The sequence below is a fragment of the Pseudomonas kielensis genome (assembly GCF_030505375.1).
Lineage (GTDB): Bacteria > Pseudomonadota > Gammaproteobacteria > Pseudomonadales > Pseudomonadaceae > Aquipseudomonas > Aquipseudomonas kielensis.
Genome location: NZ_CP130043.1, coordinates 2,243,435 through 2,262,395, shown reverse-complemented (window position 1 = coordinate 2,262,395; position 18,961 = coordinate 2,243,435). Strand labels below are relative to the sequence as shown.

General features: G+C 61.1%; 17 protein-coding genes and 2 pseudogenes. 13 read left to right on the top strand and 6 right to left on the bottom strand.

The features are described 5' to 3' along the window. Window position 1 precedes the first annotated feature (1 nt). From Q1W70_RS10445 to Q1W70_RS10420, 6 genes are read left to right on the top strand one after another with little or no spacing between them, the layout of a single operon-like run. Window positions 2-1,444, top strand: a complete 1,443-nt coding sequence (locus Q1W70_RS10445; RefSeq protein ID WP_166588834.1) for a mannose-1-phosphate guanylyltransferase/mannose-6-phosphate isomerase — start codon at window positions 2-4, stop codon at window positions 1,442-1,444. Further along, complete coding sequence (locus Q1W70_RS10440) at window positions 1,445-2,242, top strand: ABC transporter permease (RefSeq protein ID WP_095165044.1); 798 nt, start codon at window positions 1,445-1,447, stop codon at window positions 2,240-2,242. Then, window positions 2,242-3,507: an ABC transporter ATP-binding protein gene (locus Q1W70_RS10435; protein ID WP_166588836.1), complete on the top strand. Its 1,266-nt coding sequence runs from the start codon at window positions 2,242-2,244 to the stop codon at window positions 3,505-3,507. The genes Q1W70_RS10440 and Q1W70_RS10435 overlap by 1 nt, the downstream gene beginning before the upstream one ends. Then, the gene (locus Q1W70_RS10430) at window positions 3,504-4,880 is read left to right on the top strand and encodes a glycosyltransferase family 4 protein (protein ID WP_166588837.1); all 1,377 of its coding nucleotides are present in this window, start codon (window positions 3,504-3,506) and stop codon (window positions 4,878-4,880) included. Before Q1W70_RS10435 ends, Q1W70_RS10430 begins: the two co-directional genes overlap by 4 nt. Beyond that, window positions 4,864-5,994, top strand: coding sequence for a glycosyltransferase family 4 protein (locus Q1W70_RS10425; RefSeq protein WP_182342911.1), 1,131 nt, complete (start codon window positions 4,864-4,866; stop codon window positions 5,992-5,994). Before Q1W70_RS10430 ends, Q1W70_RS10425 begins: the two co-directional genes overlap by 17 nt. Beyond that, window positions 5,995-7,125 carry a glycosyltransferase family 4 protein gene (locus tag Q1W70_RS10420; protein ID WP_166588839.1) on the top strand — a complete coding sequence of 377 codons (1,131 nt, stop codon included), beginning with the start codon at window positions 5,995-5,997 and terminating at the stop codon, window positions 7,123-7,125. Here Q1W70_RS10420 and Q1W70_RS10415 read toward each other — a convergent pair. The 5 genes and pseudogenes from Q1W70_RS10415 to Q1W70_RS10395 all read right to left on the bottom strand — a co-directional run. Continuing rightward, a pseudogene (locus tag Q1W70_RS10415) lies at window positions 7,117-8,007 on the bottom strand (pyridoxamine 5'-phosphate oxidase family protein); the annotation flags it as partial. The gene Q1W70_RS10420 and the pseudogene Q1W70_RS10415 overlap by 9 nt on opposite strands. A 31-nt stretch (window positions 8,008-8,038) precedes the next feature. Beyond that, complete coding sequence (locus tag Q1W70_RS10410) at window positions 8,039-8,662, bottom strand: glutathione S-transferase family protein (RefSeq protein ID WP_182342915.1); 624 nt, start codon at window positions 8,660-8,662, stop codon at window positions 8,039-8,041. Between the two features lie 130 nt (window positions 8,663-8,792). Continuing rightward, window positions 8,793-9,695 (bottom strand): LysR family transcriptional regulator, encoded by a 903-nt coding sequence (locus tag Q1W70_RS10405; protein ID WP_166588842.1) that lies wholly within the window; start codon window positions 9,693-9,695, stop codon window positions 8,793-8,795. Between the two features lie 238 nt (window positions 9,696-9,933). Next, on the bottom strand, window positions 9,934-11,025 hold the full coding sequence (locus tag Q1W70_RS10400; protein ID WP_265536981.1) for a flavin-containing monooxygenase: 1,092 nt from the start codon (window positions 11,023-11,025) through the stop codon (window positions 9,934-9,936). Window positions 11,026-11,066: 41 nt separating this feature from the next. Next, a complete protein-coding gene (locus Q1W70_RS10395; protein ID WP_166588844.1) occupies window positions 11,067-11,405 on the bottom strand; it encodes an ArsR/SmtB family transcription factor in 339 nt (112 codons plus the stop codon). A 172-nt stretch (window positions 11,406-11,577) separates the two neighbouring features. Between Q1W70_RS10395 and Q1W70_RS10390 the strand changes: the two genes are divergently transcribed. From Q1W70_RS10390 to Q1W70_RS10360, 7 genes and pseudogenes are all read left to right on the top strand, one after another. Beyond that, complete coding sequence (locus Q1W70_RS10390; RefSeq protein ID WP_166588845.1) at window positions 11,578-11,934, top strand: metalloregulator ArsR/SmtB family transcription factor; 357 nt, start codon at window positions 11,578-11,580, stop codon at window positions 11,932-11,934. A 19-nt stretch (window positions 11,935-11,953) separates the two neighbouring features. After that, window positions 11,954-12,037 (top strand): annotated as a pseudogene (locus Q1W70_RS27410) (arsenate reductase/protein-tyrosine-phosphatase family protein); the annotation flags it as partial. A 241-nt stretch (window positions 12,038-12,278) separates the two neighbouring features. Further along, window positions 12,279-12,995: an arsenical resistance protein ArsH gene (gene arsH / locus Q1W70_RS10380; protein ID WP_166588846.1), complete on the top strand. Its 717-nt coding sequence runs from the start codon at window positions 12,279-12,281 to the stop codon at window positions 12,993-12,995. A gap of 118 nt (window positions 12,996-13,113) precedes the next feature. Further along, window positions 13,114-14,118 (top strand): ArsJ-associated glyceraldehyde-3-phosphate dehydrogenase, encoded by a 1,005-nt coding sequence (locus Q1W70_RS10375; RefSeq protein ID WP_302098804.1) that lies wholly within the window; start codon window positions 13,114-13,116, stop codon window positions 14,116-14,118. A gap of 9 nt (window positions 14,119-14,127) precedes the next feature. Further along, entirely contained in the window at window positions 14,128-15,351 is a 1,224-nt protein-coding gene (gene arsJ, locus Q1W70_RS10370; RefSeq protein WP_302098803.1) for an organoarsenical effux MFS transporter ArsJ, read from the top strand. Between the two features lie 13 nt (window positions 15,352-15,364). After that, window positions 15,365-16,429, top strand: a complete 1,065-nt coding sequence (locus Q1W70_RS10365; RefSeq protein ID WP_166588849.1) for an ArsO family NAD(P)H-dependent flavin-containing monooxygenase — start codon at window positions 15,365-15,367, stop codon at window positions 16,427-16,429. Between the two features lie 119 nt (window positions 16,430-16,548). Next, on the top strand, window positions 16,549-17,511 hold the full coding sequence (locus Q1W70_RS10360) for a bifunctional GNAT family N-acetyltransferase/nucleoside diphosphate kinase regulator (protein WP_185818737.1): 963 nt from the start codon (window positions 16,549-16,551) through the stop codon (window positions 17,509-17,511). Between the two features lie 181 nt (window positions 17,512-17,692). Here Q1W70_RS10360 and glyA read toward each other — a convergent pair whose 3' ends face one another. Then, the gene (gene glyA, locus Q1W70_RS10355) at window positions 17,693-18,958 is read right to left on the bottom strand and encodes a serine hydroxymethyltransferase (RefSeq protein ID WP_185818736.1); all 1,266 of its coding nucleotides are present in this window, start codon (window positions 18,956-18,958) and stop codon (window positions 17,693-17,695) included. Between the last annotated feature and the right edge of the window lie 3 nt (window positions 18,959-18,961).

The window sequence follows — 18,961 nt, the reverse complement described above, 5'->3', positions numbered from 1 at the left end:
CATGCTGATCCCTGTGATTCTTTCCGGCGGTGCCGGGACACGCCTGTGGCCGGTTTCGCGTGAAGGCCACCCCAAGCCATTCATGACCCTGCCTGATGGCGAGACTCTGCTGGGCAAGACCTACCGACGCGCGGCCTCGCTGCTGGGCAGCCACGGCGATATCGTCACCGTGACCAACCGCGACTACTACTTTCAAAGCAAGGATCACTACCAGGATGCCCACCTGGGCCATCACCGTGGTCACTTCGTGCTCGAACCAATGGGCCGCAACACGGCCCCGGCCATTGCTGCTGCTGCGCTGTCACTGCAGGCCCTGCACGGCAACGACGTGATTATGGTGGTGATGCCGGCCGATCACCTGATCCAGGACGAAGAGGCCTTCAAGGCGGCGGTCAAGCACGCCGTAGCCCTGGCCGAGTGCGGCCACCTGGTGACATTCGGCGTCATCCCGACTGCCCCCGAGACCGGTTTCGGCTACATCGAACGTGGCGCCCCACTCGACGAACACGGGGCGGCCAGGGTTGCGCAGTTCAAGGAAAAACCTGACCTGCAGACCGCCTCCCACTACCTGGATAGCGGCAACTTCCTGTGGAATTCGGGCATGTTCTGTTTCTCGGTCGCCAGCGTGTTGGCAGAGCTGAAAACCCATGCCCCCGAGCTGCTGGAACAGACAGACGCGTGCCTGGCGGCCAGTACGCTGGTGGAAGCTGGCGGCTGCCTGCAACAGGAGCTGTCGGCGAGTCATTTCGAGCAGATGAGCGATATTTCCATCGACTACGCCCTGATGGAGCGCTCCGACAACGTGGTGGTGGTTCCCGCCAGCTTCGACTGGAGCGACATCGGCTCCTGGGGCGCGGTCAGCAGCCTGATCGCCGCCGATGCGCAGAACAACCGCGCCAGTGGTGAAGCCCTGTTCATCGACAGCCACCACAACTTCGTGCAGAGCGATGGGCGCATGGTCGCCACAGTGGGTGTGGATAACCTGATTGTCATCGACACCGCCGATGCCGTGCTGGTGGCGCACGCCGACCGTGCCCAGGACGTGCGCAAGGTGGTCAAGCAGCTCAAGGACCAGGCGCACGAAAGCTACCGCCTGCACCGTACCGTGAGCCGTCCGTGGGGCACATATACCGTGCTGGAGGAAGGCCCGCGCTTCAAGATCAAGCGCATCGTGGTCAAGCCCGGGGCCAAGCTGTCCTTGCAGATGCACCATCACCGCAACGAACACTGGGTCGTGGTCGAAGGCATGGCCAAGGTCACCAACAACGGATCCGGTTCGCACCTGGTGGCCAAGAACGAGTCCACCTTCATCGCCGCCGGCCACAAGCATCGCCTGGAAAACCCTGGGGTCATCGACCTGGTCATCATTGAAGTACAAAGCGGTGAGTATCTGGGAGAGGACGATATTGTCCGCTTCGAAGATCAGTACGGCAGGACAGTCTGAATGCTCCTCAACCTCTACCGCTCGCTGCGCAGCTACCGGGGTTTCATCCTCGGCAGTGTCAAACGCGAGTTCCAGTCGCGTTATCGCAACTCCCTGTTCGGTGCCTTGTGGACCGTGCTCAACCCGCTGTCGATGATCGTGGTGTACACGGTGATCTTCTCCCAGATCATGCGCGCCCGGTTGCCGGGCGTGGAGGATGGGCTGGCCTATAGCGTGTACCTGTGCGCCGGCCTGCTGACCTGGGGGCTGTTCTCCGAGATCACCCTGCGCAGCCAGAGCATGTTCCTGGAAAACGCCAACCTGCTGAAGAAGATCAGCTTCCCCAGGATTTGCCTGCCGGTGATTGTGCTGCTCAACGCCGGGATCAACTTCGCGATCATTCTCGGCCTGTTCCTCGGCTTTTTGCTGATCACCGGGCGCTTGCCCGGCATGGCATTGCTGGCGCTGGTGCCGTTGCTGGCCCTGCAAGTGATGTTCTCGGCCGGGTTGGGGATGATTCTGGGCGTGCTGAACGTGTTCTTCCGGGATGTCGGGCAATTCTTCGGCATCCTCCTGCAGTTCTGGTTCTGGCTGACGCCCATCGTCTACCCGATGTCGATCCTGCCCGAGGGTATCCAGCGCGTCCTGGCGCTCAACCCGCTGACGGCCTTGATGCACAGCTACCAGAACGTGTTTCTCTACAACCAGTGGCCGGACTGGAGTTCGCTGACCCCCGTGCTGGTGATCGGCCTGCTGTTCTGTGTGATGGGGCTGCGGCTTTTCCGCCAGCGTGTCGGTGAAATGGTGGATGAGCTCTGATGGGAACCATACGCGTCACGGGCCTGGGCAAGGCCTACAAACAATACCCGAACCGCTGGAGCCGGCTGATTGAATGGCTGGTGCCCTTCTCCCGACCTCGCCATGAACAGCACTGGGTGCTGCAAGGCGTCGACTTTGAAATCCCGGCCGGTGAAGCGGTGGGCATTGTCGGGGTCAACGGCGCCGGCAAAAGTACCCTGCTGAAAATGATCACCGGTACCACCCAGCCCACCTGTGGCCAGATTCACCTGCAAGGCCGCGTGGCGGCCCTGCTGGAGTTGGGCATGGGTTTCCACCCGGACTTTACCGGTCGGCAGAACGCCTTCATGGCGGGTCAGTTGCTGGGCATGCAGGTCGAGGAAATCGAGGCGCTGATGCCGGAAATCGAAGGTTTCGCCGAGATCGGCGAGGCCATCGATCAGCCCGTGCGCACCTATTCCAGTGGCATGCAGATGCGCCTGGCGTTCAGTGTCGCCACCGCGCGCCGGCCCGACATCCTGATCGTCGATGAGGCGCTGTCGGTGGGTGATGCCTACTTCCAGCACAAGAGCTTCGAACGCATCCGCAGCTTCCGCCGCGCCGGCACCACGTTGCTGATCGTGTCCCACGACCGCTCGGCCATCCAGTCGATCTGCGACACCGCGATCCTCCTGGAGAAGGGCCGCATGGCCATGCACGGCAAGCCGGAAGAAGTCATGGACTACTACAACGCCATGCTCGCCGAACGCGAAGGCCAGATCGTGCGCCAGGAGATGCTCGCCAACGGCCAGGTGCAAACCATTTCCGGAACCGGTGAAGCGACCATCCACAGCGTGCGCCTGCTGGATCAGCGCCAGCGTTCGGTGGAAGTCGCCGAAGTCGGCCAGCCCATGGTGCTGGAGGTGCAGGTGGATGTGCGCCAGGACATCGAGCGCCTGGTCCTGGGCTTCATGATCAAGGACCGCCTCGGCCAGGCGATATACGGCATCAACACCCACCGCCTCGACCAGGCCCTGACGGACTTGCACGCCGGCGAACGGGTGACTTACCGCTTTGCGTTCCCCATGCGCTTGGGCAAGGGCAACTATTCCGTGGCCCTGAGCCTGTCGCGCCTGGACTCGCACCTGGACCGCAACTTCGAATGGCGCGATTACGGCCTGGTGTTCCATGTGATCAACAACCGTCAGGAAGACTTTGTCGGTTGCTCGTGGCTGGAGGCACAAACCAGCATCACCCGCTCATCAGAAACCTCGGGACAACCGCAGGCGCCGGAGATCGCCCCATGACACGACTGCTGGTTGAATGCACCTATGTGTTCGAACACCCTGAAGCCAACTCGGGGATCCAGCGCGTGGTGCGTAACGTCATTACCGAGCTGCCAAAAAACAACCCGGCGGTCGAATGCATTCCCGTGGTGATGCTCAAGGGCGCGTTGTACCAAGTGACCAGCCTGGCGCCACTGAAGGTGCCCAAGCTGGACCTGATGGGTGTGCGCGTACGGCTGGAGCAGATCGCCAACCGGTTCTGGCTGATGCACCGCACGCTGGAGCGGCGCACGCCGTTTCGCCAATCCCGGTTCGCTCGCCGAGTGTTGTATGTCGGCTGCCGGCTGGCGGCATTTGCCGCGTTGAGCGTGCCGATCCGGTTGCTCAATTACTGCCTCAGGCGCCAGGAAATCCCCACCCGCTGCCAACCCCTGCAGCATCAGGCGGGTGATCAACTGGTGCTCCTGGACTCTTCCTGGCACGCCGATTTTTTCCCCCTGGCCGAACAACTCAAGCGCGATGGCGTGGGCATTGTCTCGGTGATCTATGACTTGATCCCGCTGACCCATCCGCAGTTCTGCGACGCCGGGCTGGTCCGGGTGTTCAACGAGTGGTTCGACTGGATCGCGAAGACCGCCGACGGCTACGTGGCCATTTCCGCGACCATTAGCGATCAGGTGCGCGAGGAGATGCTGCGCCGCGTCGGCTCCGAGCAAGTGGCGCAACGCTGGTTCGACCACTTTCACCTGGGCAGCGAGCTGGACCTGACCGACGACGCGTTGCCGGTGGAGCCGGCCCTCAAGCAGATGTTCAAGAACAAAGACCCGGTGTACCTGATGGTCAGCACCATCGAGCCGCGCAAGAACCACGCCTACCTGCTCGATGCCTTCGAGCTGGCTTGGGCCAAAGGCTCGCGCGCACGGCTGTGCATTGCCGGGCGCATCGGTTGGAAGTGCGATGCGCTGATCGAGCGGATCCGCCAGCACCCGCAGCTCAACCAACGCCTGTTCATGTTCAACGCGCTCACCGACAAGAGCCTTGAGTACGCCTACTCCAACGCCACCGCGCTGGTCTTCCCGTCTTATGTCGAAGGGTTCGGCCTGCCGCTGGTGGAGGCCATGCAGCGCGGCTTGCCGGCGATGGGCAGTGACATCCCGGTGTTCCGTGAGATCGGTGGTCCGTTCATGGCGTATTTCGACCTGGATGAACCACAGACCCTGGTCGACCTGATGACGCAGATGGAAACCACCGGCACCTTCCCGGCGGAGCGCGACGTCAAGGAGTGGCGCTGGCTGGGTTGGCGCGAGGCCAGTGCACAACTGGTGGAGCGCGTCCTGCGCCATGTGCGCAAGACCCCGGCGACGGTTGAGAGGCAGCATGCAGATTGCTCTTAATGCGCGAATCCTGCAGGCGCCACGCACGGGCATCGGCCATTACCTGGCGGAGCTGGTCAACGCCCTAGGCCAGGAGCCGGACATCAGCCTGTCGTTATTCCACGGCTGGGGCTGGAGCTCCCAGCTGCCGAGCGCCGCGATGCCCGGTTACTCACGACTGAGTCCGGTGCTGCGGCAGATCCCCGGAGCGTATCAGGCACGCCGCTGGCTGGAGCAACGTCGCTTCGACCAGGGTCGCCCCGGCAATATCCAGCTGTACCACGAGCCGAGCCTGTGGCCGCTGGCATTCAAGGGGCCGACGGTCGTCACCCTGCACGACCTGACGCACGTGCACTACCCCGCCACCCAGCCGGCGGCACGCTTGAAAGAAATCGAACGACGCCTGGAACAGGGGGTGAAACAGGCCAGCCTGATCCTCACCGACTCCCAGTTCATCGCCGATGAAGCGCAAGCGTATTTTGGCCTGGGGCCGGAGCGCTTCGTGGTCGCCCCCCTGGGGTTTGCCCCGCGTTTTCACCCACGTACCGACGCGGACTTGCGCCAGGTACTGCAGGCGCACGGGGTCGAGCCGCGTGGTTACTTTCTGTGTGTCGGCACCCTGGAGCCGCGCAAGAACCTCGGGCTGGCGCTGCGCGCCCATGCCCAGCTGCCGGAATCGCTGCGCCAGCGCTTGCCCTTGCTGATTGTCGGGATGGCCGGCTGGAAGGCCCAGCAGCTCGATGATGAACTGCGCAAGGGCCTGGCCAGTGGGCATGTCTGCCTGCTCGGGTACCTGCCCGATGAGGACGTCGCCCACTTGGTGGCCGGTGCCCGGGCCCTGGTGTTTCCATCGATCTATGAAGGTTTTGGCCTGCCCGTGCTGGAGGCCATGGCCAGTGGTACCCCGGTCATCCTCACCCGACGCTCGGCCATGCCGGAAGTCGCGGGGGCTGCGGGCAACTATATTGAACCCGAGGACGTGCACGGCTTATGCGATGCCATGAGCCGGCTGGCCGACGATCAAGTGCATTGGCAGGTAAGCCGAGAAGCCGGGCTGCAACAGGCGAAGCTTTTTTCCTGGGATCGCTGCGCGACGCTCACCGCGCGCGCCTATCGCCAGGTTTTAGGAGGTTGAATGCGCGTCCTACATTTCTATAAAACCTATTTGTCGGAAACCGTCGGCGGCATCGAGCACGTGATGTTCGAGCTCTGTGAAAGTGGCGCCGCCCATGGCATCGAGAGCCAGGTGCTGACGTTGAGCGCCAACCCCGTACCGGCGGTTATCCCGTTTGGCCAGCACCAGGTGCACCGGGCCAAACTCGATGTGCAGATCGCCTCCACCGGGTTCTCCTACAGCGTGCTCAAACAGTTTCGTGAGCTGGCCGCCGAAGCTGACGTGATCAACTATCACTTCCCCTGGCCGTTCATGGATCTAGTGCATTTTCTCAGCGGCATGAACAAACCAAGCGTGGTGACCTACCACTCGGACATCATCCGGCAAAAGCTCCTGCTCAAGCTCTACCAGCCGTTGATGACGCGGTTTCTGGCCAGCGCCGACCGGATTGTCGCTGCCTCGCCGAACTACCTGCATACCAGTGAAGTGCTGAAAAAATTCCCGGACAAGACCCGGGTCATTCCCTATGGCCTTAACAAAGCCGCCTACCCCAAGTCCGACCCTGAGCGCATGGCCCGTTGGCGGGAACGCCTGGGCGAGCGCTTTTTCCTGTTCGTCGGGGTGATGCGCTACTACAAAGGGCTGCACATCCTGCTCGAGGCCCTCAAGGGTGTCGATTACCCGGTGGTGATCGTCGGTGCTGGGCCGCTGGAGGTTGAACTGCACGCGCAGGCCGCCGCACTGGGCCTGCGCAATGTCCAGTTCCTCGGCCGTCTCGACGATGAGGACAAGGCCGCCTTGCTGGAGCTGAGCTACGCCATCGTCTTTCCTTCACACCTGCGCTCGGAGGCCTTTGGCATTTCGCTGCTGGAAGGGGCGATGTATGGCAAACCGATGATCTCCAGTGAAATCGGTACCGGTACCAGCTACATCAACAGTCACGGCGAAACTGGGTTGGTGGTGCCACCGAGCGATCCACCGGCCTTGCGCCAGGCCATGCGCACCCTGTGGGATAACCCGCAACAGGCCGCCGTCATGGGCGTCAAGGCCGAGGCTCGTTACCGGCAGTTGTTCAGCGCTGAAGAAATGGGTCGCCAGTGGGCGGCGTTGTACGAGGAAGTGCTGGCCGAGAAGTCACTGTCCTACGCCTGAGCGACGCCAGCGTAAAGCCAGCGCCGCCGGCCGCCGGACGACCTGCTCCACCTGCAGCGTCCACAGCCGTTCAGCCCCTTGGAAGGCCGCCACTTGCGGCCCGTCCAGGATGATTTCGCTACGACCACTGAGCTGCAGCACATCACCGGTGGTGAAATCGATGAACAGCAGCCCGGCTCGGGGGTTGAGCAACAGGTTGCCCAAGGTGTTGAAGTGGCGGTTGCCGGCGAAGTCGGGAATGGTCAGGCGATTGCCCTGTACCTGAACGAAGCCGGCCGCGCCGCCGCGATGGGAAACATCCACCGCCCGTGAGTTATCCACATCCACATAACTGGCGACAAAGAAGGTGTCGGCTGTGCGAATCAACGCCCGGGCCGCGTCATCCAGGGCGTCGAGGTGGTGCGCGACGCGCATGGAGGGGTCGGCCGGCGGCACGGCTTCGTACTGGCGCAACTGGATGTACTGCGGGCAATTACCGAAGGCCTGCTCGACCGCAACACTCACCCCCGACTCGTCGACCGTCAGCACCCGGCCATTGAGGCGGTTGCGCCGACGACTGTGCAGTTCGATCCCCAGTAACCCGATCGCCGCGCCGGCCCGTATCTGCGCCGGATCATCGACACTGGGCAGGCTGTCCAGGCACAACCGCGCAGGCTCCGCAGAATGGGCAAAGCCGGGCGGGCCTTCGAGAACGCTGGCCCAGGGATGACCTAGAGCGTCGACTGCACCGAACAGCACGAAGGGTAACTGAGCATAAAACTGGCGATGTTGCTCCGGCATTTCGCTGCGGATCACCTTGCGGCCAAACGCTTCCATGCGTTCGGCAACGCCGACAAGGGTCTGCAACTGTCGCTCGCCTGCGTGCCAGGGTGAAACGTCCATCAAACAACTCCCCTGCGCACTTGGCGCAGTTTCAGGCGGTTTGCAGACCGGCGACTGTGCGGGGCATGGCCACGAAACCCGGCAGCGCTTCGATTCGCGCCAGCCAGGCCCGCACGTTGGCGTACTCGTCCAGGGCCACATTGCCTTCCGGGGCGTGGGCGATGTAGCTGTAGCCGGCGACATCCGCGATGGTCGGCTCGTCACCCACCAGGTAGCGGGAGCTGGCGAGTTCCTGATCCATCACCTTGAGCAGTGCGTGGGCACGGGCGATCACTTCTTGCGCGTTATGGGTGGCGCCAAACACCGTGATCAGGCGCGCGGCAGCCGGGCCATAGGCAATTGGCCCGGCCGCCACCGACAACCAGCGCTGCACCCGGGCAGCGCCCACGGGGTCGGCAGGCAGCCAACGGCCCTGGCCATATTTTTGCGCCAGGTACAGCAAAATGGCGTTGGAATCAGCCAGCACCACGCCTTGATCATCGATCACCGGCACCTGGCCAAACGCATTCAACGCGAGGAAATCGGGCTGCTTGTGCTCACCCTTCGCCAGATCGACAAATATCAGTTCGGTGGGCAGATCCAGCAAAGACAGCATCAGCTCCACCCGATGGGCGTGGCCGGAGCGAGGGAAGTTGTAGAGTTTGATGCTGTGCATGATCGACTCCAGGGGGAAATCGCGCCGCTCAGGAGCGAACTGCGCTGGTGAAGTCCATCTTGCATCGGCTGAAAAAACAACAGAATCACCAGAAAAGGCAATCCGCTATTTCACCCACCGCAATAATGCCTCAGCCGCGCAATGCCGGATGTTCGCGCAGAGCCTGCACCGCGTAGTCGACAAAACTGCGCACCCGCGCAGGCGCCTTGCGCCCGCCCTGATACACCACATGGATGGGCAACGGCGGCAGCTCAAAATCCTCGAGGACGATTTCCAGCTCACCGGCTGCCACCTTGTCGGCCACCTGATAGGACAACACCCGGGTCAACCCCAGGCCCAGCGTCGCCGCGGTAATGGCGGCCTGATTGGCTGTCACCACCATGCGTGGTTCCAGGCGCACACTCATCGAGGCACCCGCTGCCATGAAGGGCCAACTGCGCTGCTGACCGATGGCAGAGGTGGCGATAATCCGCGCGCGGTCGAGTTCCTCTGGGTGCAGGGGACGACCATGGCGCCTGAGGTAGTCGGCAGAGCCGCACACCACCCGGCGTACCTCACCGACCGCAATCGCGTACTGACTGCTGTCCGGCAGCTCGCCAATGCGCACCGCAACATCAACGCCCTCCTCGACCAGACTCACCACCCGGTCGACCAGCAAGGCATTGATGCTGACCTGCGGATACTGCTCAAGAAAGCCCACCACTACCGGCGTGACATACAAATCACCAAACAGTACCGGCGCGGTAATGGTTAGTTGCCCCCGAGGGTCGGCATGACTACCCGCCGCGGACTCTTCGGCGTCCTGAAGATCGGCAAGAATCCGTCGACAGTCTTCCAGGTACCGCTGCCCCGCTTCTGTCAGTTGCACAGCGCGAGTGGTGCGTATCAGCAACTGCGCACCGATCCGCACTTCCAGCGCCGCCACCGCCCGGGTCACGCTGGCAGCCGACAGCCCAAGGCGCCGGGCTGCCGCCGCGAAACCCTGGTCATGGGCCACGGCCATGAACACCTGCATTTCCTGAAAACGGTCCATTGCCTGTCCTCGGGCCGGGTAAAAAATGGCAGCCTGGGCTGCGATTTTTGGGTCTAGACAACAGAGTCTGACACAAGGCCTCTGCCACCTCCCAAAGGGATCGGCTAGGAGGGTGAGAGGATTTTGGGTGCAGTAGGGACGCAAGCCATGTGTCGAACTCAGAAAGCGAGCTGCTGCACGCCGATGGGCCGCGCAGCGGAACACTGCGTGCCGTCTCGCTCCGTCGCCCAGCCAAAGGTTAAACCTGGCGGGGCGACGCTGACAGGTGAGACGAGCAATCCCTGCTCAGGTGACGAAGCAGTCGAGGCATCAGGTAACCGGCGTCAGCGCCCACGCCCCTGAGCGTTGCGGAGGCGAAGTTTCGTTGCCTGGGCAAGCCCACGAAGTACACGCCAGGCACCTGGCTTGCCACTCCGTTGCGCTGCAGCACACGCCCGCCGTGGTCTGTTATCGGGAGAGCAGTCAGAAAATCCAGGTTTGGCTGGAACCCCGTCGCAAAGATCAGTGCATCGATCTGGGTTGTGCTTGCGTCCGACCAAACGACACCCTCTGGCAGCACCTGCTGGAACATGGCCCTGCGCTGGAATCGACCGGTATTGAGAGCATGTCGGTATTTGCCGCTGTCCAGCACGGGTGTGCGCTGGTCACTCAACCATCGCGTGTGCTCCAACCTGGTAAATTTCAGCCAGGTATGAAACTCGAGCCCGAGGATTCGCTGAGGGAAGAACCGAATTTTCTCGCGGGTCGCCAATGACACCTGCGCGACGCCTGCAAGTTCATAGGCAATTTGAACAGCCGAATTTGCGGCCCCTACCACCACGACACGCTGGCCGGCAAAAGGCTCTGGCGTTCGATAAGCCGAGCTATGCAGACAAGTACCTGAAAAACTCTCCAGCCCAGGAATGTTGGGGGTGAACGGCCGGCTGAATCCACCCGATGCCACCACCACCGCATGGGTGGTGAAGGTCGCACCGGTATCACAGCGAATCTCAAATAGCTTTCCCTTCTGCGCTACATCCACCACTCGGGTACCTCCCTGATACGGCAGTCGAAACTCGGCCGCGTACATTTCCAGGTACTTCACTACCTCGTCCCGTAGCGGATAGCTCTTGGGGTCGGCAGGAAACGGCAGCCCTGGCAGCCCTGAGTACTCTGCCGGTGAGAACAGCTGCAAGCTGTCGTAGTAGTTACGCCAGTTTCCGCCCGGGCGTGTCTGTTCATCGAGGATGAGGAAGTCCAAGCCGTGCTGCTGCAAGTGCCAGCCAAGCGCCAAACCTGCTTGCCCACCGCCGATGACAACCACATCCAAAGTACGACTCGATTCATTCATATGTGCGCACTCATGCATATATCAAGAGAAAAAAAGCCTGACTACGGGCAGCACAGCGACACCAGACCCTTGGTTCGCTGAAGGAGTCCTTCCAGACGCTCGACGATCGCCCCGCCGTTCACTTCGTAGAAAACCTGCCTACCGACCTTGGTGGCCTTCACGATCTGGGCGTCATGCAGCACCTGCAGGTGCCTTGAGATAACAGAACGCTCCTGCGGCAGCTCTTTGGCGATCTCACCGACATCCGCCCGGCCCAGCAGCAACACGCGCTTGAACACCGCGACCCTGGAGGGTTCGCAGAGGGCTTTGAAGAAGGCTTCATCCAACGCCTCAATGGCAGCATCGATGGCGTGGGTGCGGAGATTGTCAGGAGTCGTCATGGGGGCAATATATGTGTACGAAGGCGCACATGTAAAGCCACCCATCATCACAGGCTTGCGATGCATACGAAAAAGCGTATATTCGGAAAAACATATACGAGTGCAGCGTCCAGTGATGATCCGAACCCATCGAGATGTTCGCCCTCGTGAAAACCAAGCACTGAGAACCGCTATGACTGACTCACTGACCCCTACCAGGGTTTTCAAATGCCTCGCCGACGAGAATCGCATTCGGATGATGCTGCTGATCGCTCGCGAGGAAGAACTGTGCGTCTGCGAACTGATCTGTGCCCTGGAAGAAAGCCAGCCCAAGGTTTCCCGGCACCTGGCGCAACTTCGCACCTGCGGCCTGCTGGAAGACCGTCGGCAAGGCCAATGGGTCTATTACCGGCTGCATCCTCAGCTGCCCGCCTGGGTACGCGAGATTCTGGTAACGACGCTGGAGGCCAATCGCGAATGGCTGAGCACCAGCGCCAAACGATTGGACACCATGGGTGACCGCCCACAGCGCGTCGCCACCTGCTGCTGAACATTGCCGAGAAAAACCGATGAAAGTCCTGTTCCTCGGCACCGCCAATAGCTGCCGCAGCATTCTTTCTGAAGCCGTTTTCAAGCACCTGGCTCCCGACGGTGGAACGCTCTGACGTTTAGGAAGACTCACCATGAGCAAGAGTCGCCTTTCATTGCTCGACCGCAACCCGACGAGCTGGATTTTTCTGGCCGTGGGGTCAGGCATAGGCCTGGGCAGACTGCCCACGTACCACTGCGCTGGCCTTTACCGCCGCGAGTAACAACTTCGAACTGGCCATTGCCGTGGCTGAAACATCGCTGGTTCGATCAAGCATCTGGTGCCTTGCCCCAGGAGTCAAAATCATGACCGAACACCCTATCCCCAACCTCGACAATGAACTGATCGACCTGCCGTCTTCCGACAAACTGAAGATCGAGCAGCAGTCCACACACAAACCTCGCATCCTGCTGTTGTATGGCTCGACCCGCGAACGTTCTTTCAGCCGCCTGCTGACAGAGGAAGCGGCTCGCCTGCTGGAGCATTTCGGTGCCGAGACGCGGATCTTCAATCCAACCGGCCTGCCAATGCCCGATGACGTGCCCGATGACCACCCCATGGTCAAAGAGCTGCGCGACCTGGTGCTCTGGTCGGAAGGAATGGTCTGGTGTTCGCCAGAACGCCACGGCGCGATGACCGGTGTGTTCAAGTCCCAGATCGACTGGATTCCGCTGAGCATGGGAGCCGTGCGTCCGACGCAGGGCAAGACCCTTGCGGTGATGCAGGTCTGCGGCGGCTCGCAGTCGTTCAACGTGGTCAACCAGTTGCGTGTACTCGGCCGCTGGATGCGCATGTTCACCATCCCCAACCAGTCGTCAGTGCCGAAGGCCTATCTGGAGTTCGACGAAGCGGGCCGCATGAAGCCCTCTGCGTACTACGACCGCGTCGTCGACGTGATGGAGGAACTGGTGAAGTTCACCCTGCTGCTTCGTGACCGTGGCGACTACCTGGTCGATCGCTACTCCGAACGTAAAGAGTCGGCTGAAGAACTGTCGAAGCGTGTTGATCAACGATCCATCTGAGGCTGCCTGAGCATGCAACTGCACCCGCGAGCGATTCAAAGCCCTGCACACGTCGGCGACCTCAATCAGTTCACCCCCCCCTCTGACCATTCGCTAACCGCAACCCGAGAACAAGAACATGGCAATCAAAGTAGGCATCAATGGGTTTGGACGTATCGGCCGTTTGGCGCTGCGCGCGTCCTGGGACTGGCCGGATTTTGAGTTCGTGCAGATCAATGACCCGGCCGGCGACGCCGAGACTCACGCCCACCTGATCAACTTCGACTCGGTTCACGGACGCTGGCACCGTGAGGCAGGAGCAGAAGGCGACTCGGTAGTGATCGAGGGCAAGCGCATCAAGGTGACCGCCAACAAGACCATCGCCGACACCGACTGGTCGGGCTGCGACCTGGTCTTGGAGGCCAGCGGCAAGATGAAGTCGGTCGCAGTGCTCCAGGCCTACCTGGATCAAGGCGTCAAACGCGTGGTGGTCTGCGCCCCAGTGAAGGAAGAAGGCGCGTTGAATGTGGTGATGGGGGTCAACCAGCACCTGTTCGACCCGGCCCAGCACCACATCGTCACCGCCGCCTCCTGCACCACCAACTGCCTGGCTCCGGTGGTGAAGGTAATTCACGAGAGTCTGGTCATTCGTCACGGCTCGATCACCACCATCCACGACCTGACCAACACCCAGAGCATCCTTGATACACCGCACAAGGACCTGCGCCGCGCCCGTGCCTCGGGCATGAGCCTGATCCCAACCACTACCGGCTCGGCGACCGCGATCGCCGAGATCTTCCCCGAGCTGCGCGGCAAGCTGAATGGTCACGCGGTGCGGGTACCGCTGGCCAACGCCTCGCTGACCGACTGCGTGTTCGAGGTCGAGCACGCGACTACGGCTGAAGAGGTCAACGCGTTGCTGAAGGCGGCTGCCGAAGGCCCGCTGAAGGACATCCTGGGCTACGAAGAGCGTCCATTGGTATCCATCGACTACCGCACCGATCCGCGGTCTTCGATCATCGATGCCCTGTCGACGCTGGTGGTCAACGGTACCCAGGTGAAAATCTACGCCTGGTACGACAATGAGTGGGGCTACGCCAATCGTGCAGCGGAACTGGCCCGACTGGTCGGCGCGGCGGAGTAAACGGCGATCATGAAGGCATTGGCAGCCCTGTCTATGGAAGTGCGTCAGTACCTGCTGGTTACCGGCAACTACTGGGCCTTCACCCTCACCGACGGCGCGTTGCGCATGTTGGTGGTTTTGCACTTCCATTCGCTGGGCTACACGCCGCTGCAGATCGCAGCGCTGTTCCTGTTCTACGAAATTTTTGGCGTGATCACTAACCTGGTGGGCGGCTACCTCGGCGCCCGCCTGGGACTCAATCGCACCATGAACATCGGCCTGGGCATGCAGGTGCTGGCCTTGCTGATGCTCACGGTGCCGGCCGCCTGGCTGACAGTGCCTTGGGTGATGGCAGCTCAAGCGTTGTCCGGCATCGCCAAGGACCTCAACAAGATGAGCGCCAAGAGCGCCATCAAGCTCCTGGTACCGGACAGCCAGCAAGGCACCCTCTACAAATGGGTGGCCATCCTCACGGGCTCGAAAAACGCGCTCAAAGGGGTGGGGTTTTTCCTTGGCGGCGCGCTGCTTGCAATGCTTGGCTTCACCATGGCGGTGCTGGCCATGGCGGCAGTACTGGCAGTGATCTGGATCGCCAGTTTGATGCGCCTGAAAAAGGATCTGGGCAAGGCCAAGGCCAAACCAAAATTTCGCGACATGCTCTCCAAGAGCCGGGCGATCAACATTCTCTCGGCTGCACGGCTGTTTCTGTTCGGCGCCCGCGACGTCTGGTTCGTGGTAGCACTGCCGGTGTACCTGAGCACCGCATTTGGCTGGGACTTCTGGCTGGTCGGTGGCTTTCTTGCCGCCTGGATCATCGGCTACGGCATCGTGCAGTCTTTTGCGCCCTACATCACCGGCAAGAAACGTGGCCATGTGCCGGACGGTCGAGCCGCCTTCACCTGGGCCATTGCGCTGGCCGGACTTCCCGCGCTCATTGCTCTGGGGCTGAACGCAGGCTGGTCGGCTCAGGTCGTACTGCTCGGCGGGCTGATGCTATTCGGTGTGCTGTTCGCAGTGAACTCCTCGCTGCACAGCTACCTGATCGTCAGTTATGCCAAGGAGGATGGGGTATCGCTGGACGTGGGCTTTTACTACATGTCCAACGCATTGGGCCGGCTGGTCGGCACCTTGCTGTCTGGCTGGGTTTACCAGGCCCACGGACTGCAAGCCTGTCTGTGGATATCAAGCGGCTTTGTGCTACTGGCCGCCCTGATTTCCAGTGCGCTGCCCAAGCACACCACATCTGATCTCTGAAAGAGGAATGAACATGGACGCAAAAAAGCTCGATGTGATCATCATCGGCGGCGGACAATCCGCGCTGGCAACGGCTTATTTCCTGCGCCGCACTCAGCTTTCATTCCTGATCCTTGATGCCGGGGAAAAACCCGGCGGAGCCTGGCGTCATGGCTGGGACTCATTGCGGCTATTTTCGCCGGCCGCCTGGAGCTCCATTCCAGGATGGATGATGCCCCCCTCTGAGGACGAGTATCCCTCTCGCGATCACGTCATCAGTTATCTGGCCCAATACGAGGCTCGCTACCAATTCCCGATTGAACGTCCCGTACGGGTCACCTCTGTCGAGCGTATCGAAGGTGGGTTACGAGTTCATGCCGGCGATCGATCCTGGGATGCCCAGACCGTCGTAAGTGCAACAGGGACCTGGAGTGATCCCTGTATCCCTGAATACCCGGGATCAGAGCTTTTCGCCGGCACCCAGATTCACTCGGCGCACTACATGAATTCGCAGCCGTTCGCCGGAAAACGCGTATTGGTGGTTGGTGGGGGAAACTCTGGCGCGCAAATACTGGCTGAGGTCTCCACAGTGGCAGAGGCTACTTGGGTCACGCCGACGGAGCCGCTTTTCCTGCCAGATGAAGTCGATGGTCGAGTGCTGTTTGAGCGGGCGACCGAACGCTGGAAAGCCCAGCAGGAAGGGCGTGTCATAGAGCAGCCCGTCGGCGGACTGGGAGACATCGTCATGGTACCTGCGGTGGTCGAAGCCCGTGAGCGAGGCGTGTTGTGGGCGAAGCGTCCGTTCGAGCGCTTCACCGAAGCGGGCGTCATCTGGGCTGACGGAACCGAAACTCAGGTGGATGCGGTGATCTGGTGCACGGGCTTCAAACCCGCCCTAAACCATTTGGCCAAGCTGGGTGTCCTGAACAAAGACGGCCGGGTGGATGTTCAACGTACGCATTCATTGCTCGAACCAAGGTTATGGCTGGTGGGCTATGGAGAATGGACGGGGTCTGCATCGGCCACGCTTATCGGCATCACGCGCACGGCACGAGCTACGGCTGAGGAAATTGAGTCTGTGCTCATGCAGCAGTGCTAGCGGTGTAAACCCATCACGTTGTTCACGGATGCTATTCGGCTAATCGGTGACAAGTCACTCAGGCTGTTCGGCATTACTCGCGTTATGTCTTAAAATAGCCGGTTGCCGAAAGAACCGTCATGGCCATAGCCATGAAGGGCTTTCATCCTTTACGAATATGTGTGGTGAAGATGAACAAGCCTTTCATTTCGCTGTGCCCTGAAATTACTCGGGCGCACGCGCTGAAGCTGATGGACTGGATGGAGGATGAGCGCGTCACCTGCTATCTGAGCGATTCGCGTCATGTCTCTCGCTCCATCGAGCAAGTCATCGATCGGACTCAATTGCCGATCCTGACCCATCTATTCAACCAGGGCGGCCGATTCTTCATGGCCTATGACCGGCACGACGCCCCGGTGGGTTTTGTCCGTCTAATCAAGACCGGCTCAAATTGCGAGATCGTCCTGGTCATCGGAGACAGCGACAAATGGGGCCGAAACCTTGGCGTCCGTACGATCCGCGAAGGCATGAAACTGGCCTTCCTCGACATGCGGGCCAAGAAGCTCATCGCCAAGATCCACCCGGACAACGCGCGCTCGCTGAAAGCCTTTCTGCGCAGCGGCTTTGTGCTTGAGAGCGAAACGCCGACATTGAAGTCATTTTCCATGACGGCGGGGTGCTATCTCCAGTTCTTGCGCGAAGGAGCCGTTAGCGACTCCACCAGGATCTACATCACGGAGATCGACAAGGCCAGGCTCGAGAGTCTAATCGCGCTCGAACAAGGCCCAGCCGTTGTTGAGCTCGAACATGAGCTTGAGCGAGCCATTGTCGTCAAGCCGCAGCAGGTGGCGCGCAATGTCGTCACGATGAACTCCAGGGCCTTGCTGCAGCTGGACGACGAAGAGATCGAAGTGGCCTTGGTCTACCCTGAAGACGCAGACAGCAACGCCGGGAAGCATTCCGTGTCTTCCGACATCGGCGCCGCCATCCTGGGCTATCAGGAGGGGGACGCCATCGACTGGCGAATTTCTGATCGGACCCGTCGGATCGAGATCAGGAAAGTGCTTTACCAGCCGGAGGCTGCAGGCGATTTCCACCTGTAATTGCGCCTTTTGCTCAGTGTTCGTCCATCAGCGCGAGGATCCCCCAAAGGACGGGGCCTCGCTTTGCGTGCCTGAGCGGCCTGTTGGATGGTCAAGGGCGCGTGGGTGTGGCCAAAGGGATCGCCTGATAAAACAGTTGAATACCCGGCCACCACCCGATCAGGCAATGGCCGGGCCAGACTCAGCGATAGACCGGAAAACGACGGCACAGCGCGACAACTTGTTCGCGCACGTGGTGCCCGACCTTGTCGCTGCTTCCGTTTTCCAGGGCGTCCAGTACGTCGCACAACCAGCCAGCCACTTGCTCGCAGGCCTCCACACCAAACCCACGGGTGGTCACCGCCGGGGTACCGATACGAAGGCCGGATGTCACAAACGGTGAGCGTGGGTCATTCGGCACCGAGTTTTTGTTGGCGGTGATATAGGCACTGCTCAGGGCCGCGTCGGCCTCCTTGCCGGTGTAGGGCTTGTCGGACAGGTCGATCAGCATCATGTGGTTGTCGGTGCCGCCCGAGACGATTTTGTACCCGCGCTTTTGCAACACCCCGGCCATGGCCCGGGCGTTGATGACCACTTGGGTCTGGTAGATGCTGAACTCCGGCGCAAGCGCTTCCTTGAACGCCACGGCCTTGGCCGCGATCTGGTGCATCAGCGGCCCGCCCTGCACGCCGGGAAACACAGCGCAATCGAGCTTTTTGTAGAAAGCTTCATCCTGTCCCTTGGACAAAATCAAACCGCCGCGTGGCCCGCGCAGGGTTTTGTGCGTGGTGCTGGTCACCACATGCGCATGGGGAAGTGGGTCCGGGTATTCGCCCGCGGCGACCAGCCCGGCGACGTGAGCCATATCGACCCAGAAGATAGCCCCTACCTTGTCGGCAATGCTGCGCATGCGTGCCCAGTCCTTGTACCGCGAATACGCGGAAAAACCACCGATCAACATTTTGGGGCGTGTCTGCAGTGCGATTCGCTCCATCTCGTCGTAGTCGAGAAAGCCGGTTTTCGGGTCCAGTCCGTAAGGCACGATGGTGTAGTGACGCCCCGAAAAGTTGGCCGGGTTGCCGTGGGTCAGGTGACCGCCCTGGGCCAGGTTCATGCCCATCACCGTATCACCGGGGTTGATCAGTGCCAGGAAGACCGCCGCGTTGGCCTGGGCGCCCGCATGGGGTTGCACGTTGGCGTAGTCGCAGTCGAACAGGGCCTTGACCCGCTTGATGGCCAGCCGCTCGGCCACATCGACGTATTCACAGCCGCTGTAATAACGCTTGCCGGGGTAGCCTTCGGCGTACTTGTTGGTAAGCACCGTGCTCTGGGTTTTCATCACCAGCGGGCTGGCATAGTTTTCCGAGGCGATCAGCTCGATATGGTCTTGCTGGCGATGCTCTTCGCTGTGAATCGATTCATACAGCTCAGGGTCGAAAGCGTTGAGGGTCAGTGTCGAGTCGTACATGTG